Here is a 2407-nt window from a genome sequence, read left to right as displayed (position 1 = left end):
CGGCCGGGATGGCGGTGGCCGTCCCTAGCTGGCCTTCGAGATCGGATCAGACGCGCGGTGCGGGGATTTCGACTGCTGCCCCGAGGTCGGCCACGCTGGCGCCGACTCGGACGCTGAACGCGCCGGGTTCCCGGAGCCAAGCCTGTTCGTCGGTCGACCAGTGCTCGAGGGAGCGGGGCTCGATACCGATCCGGGCGGTCACGGTCGCGCCCGGTTCTGCGTGCACCAGCGCGTAGCCGGCGAGCCAGCATTCGGGGCGATCGATCGCCGACGGCGCGGTACGCGAAAGATATGCCTGCACAACATGTTTTCCGCTTCGAAATCCGGTATTGGTGACGTCGACGGTGAGTGTGACCCAGCCGTCGCCCGCAGTCGCGAGGTTCGGGTCCGCGATCTGCCAGGTGGTGTAGCCCAGCCCGTGTCCGAACGGGATGGCGGGTGCGGGACCGCCGTGGGCGGCGCGGCGCAACCACTCTCGGTAGCCGATGTGGATGCCTTCGGTGTATTCGAGTCGCCCGTCGACCGGCTCCACCTGCCAGACCGGTACGTCGGTCTCGGTGGCGGGCCAGGTGGTGGGGATGCGGCCGCCGGGTTCGGTATCGCCGCTGAGGATATCGGCGAGTGCTGCGCCGAATTCCTGGCCGGGGAACCAGGTGAGCAGGGTTGCGGGAACGTCACGCAGCCACGGCATCAGCACCGGGCTACCGGAGTTGACGACTACGACTGTGCGGGGGTTGGTGGCGAGTACTCGGCGTACCAGTTCGTCCTGGCCGTGGGGCAGGGCGAGGGTGGGCCGGTCGAAGCCCTCGGATTCGATGGTCTCGGTGGTGCCGAGGACCACGATCGCGATATCGGCGGCTGCGGCCAGTGCCTCGGCCTGTGCCAATTCTTCTGCGGGCGTGCCGAATACGTCTTCTGTGCCGAGTGTGAGCCGCGCGAGTGGGAAGCCGCCGGGCAGATCGGGTCGGAACTCGAGGGTGATCTCGACCGGCTGCCCGGCCTCGAGTTCGACATCGAAGGCCCGCGCTGGCGGATTCAGAATCGCTTGCAGGACATCGTCGCTGTCCGCCACGATCGGGTCGGTGCTCAGCACGCGGTCGTCGATCCGGAACACGTTGTGGCCCAGGCCCGCGAAGCCGAGCCGGTGATGGCCGGTGCGGGCAGGGGTGAAATGGGCGGTGATCTCCAGAGTCGCGGCCCGGGCGAGCTGTTCGTCTCCGAGCCAGCCGAATCGGCCGGACGGGAAGACCTCCTCGGCGAACGGTGCGCCTTGCGGGTCCAGATAGCGCACCCGGATGCCCGGTTCGCCGGTGACCGGGTCGGTGACCGTACCCCGTTCGAAGGGGACCAGTTCAGCGCTGGGCACCAGACCGGGGGTGTAGGTGACGCGGTGCGCGCCGTAGCGCTCGCGCAGGCCTTCCAGTGGTGAGACCACCGTCTCCGGGAACACCATGGCCGAGCCGCCGCCCTGATTGCGGCCCCGGCGAGCGTGGTGGCCGATGACCGCGAGTCGGGGTGTGGTGTCGGGTGCGATCGGCAGGAGGCCGTCGTTGTGCACGAGCACCATGGCGTCGGCGGCGACGTGTCGCAGCAGCGATCGGATGTCGTCGCGTTGCCATGGTGCGGGTGGAGTGGCCACCGGTGCAACGGAGTCCAGCGCTCCTACCCGGGCGGCCAGTCGCAGTAGCCGCAGTGTCTTGTCGTCGATGGTGGCCGGGTCGATTTTTCCGGCTCGGACGGCGTCGACCAGAGCGTCGCCCCACATGGTGTCGGGGCCGGGCATGACCAGGTCCTGGCCGGAGGTGGCTGATTCGACGGTGTCGCGGACCGCGGTCCAGTCCGAGACGACCGCGCCGTCGAAACCCCATTCGTCCTTGAGTGGCTTGCGTAGCAAAGGGTTCGCGCTCATGGTGGCGCCGTTGACCTGGTTGTAGGAGGACATGACCATCCATGCGCCGCCCTCGCCGACCATCCGCTCGAAGGGCGCCAGGTACACCTCGCGCAGGGTGCGTTCGTCGACGCGTGCGTCCACGGTGAAGCGGTCGGTTTCGCTGTCGTTGGCGACATAGTGTTTGGCGGTGGCGGCCACGCCGTGGGTCTGTACCGCCTTGACATAGGCCGCGCCGATTCGGCCCGAGAGCCACGGATCCTCACTGAACGCCTCGAAATGGCGTCCGCCACGTGGTGATCGGTGCAGATTCACCGTCGGCCCCAGCACGATATCGATGTTCTTCGCCCGGGCCTCGGCCGCGATCAGCGCACCGAGGCGGTCCACGGTGTCCAGGTCCCAGGTCGAGGCGACCGCGGTGGCCGAGGGCAGGCTGGCGGAGGGGTCCCGGTCGTCCATCGACCCGCCCCGGACGCCGGAGGGGCCGTCCGACATGACGATCGACCGCAACCCGATGGC

At 68.8% G+C, this 2407-nt stretch carries 1 protein-coding gene; it reads right to left on the bottom strand.

Going from position 1 to position 2407, the window contains the following annotated elements; genetic code table 11:
* Positions 1–46: 46 nt before the first annotated feature.
* Positions 47–2407: beta-glucosidase (locus ACFXN1_RS51660; RefSeq protein WP_379446713.1), on the bottom strand; the 2361-nt coding region annotated here is incomplete at its 5' end.

Origin of the sequence: Nocardia sp. NPDC059154 (assembly GCF_042755705.1) — a bacterium.
Lineage (GTDB): Bacteria > Actinomycetota > Actinomycetes > Mycobacteriales > Mycobacteriaceae > Nocardia.
This window is presented reverse-complemented; position numbering and strand designations above follow the sequence as displayed.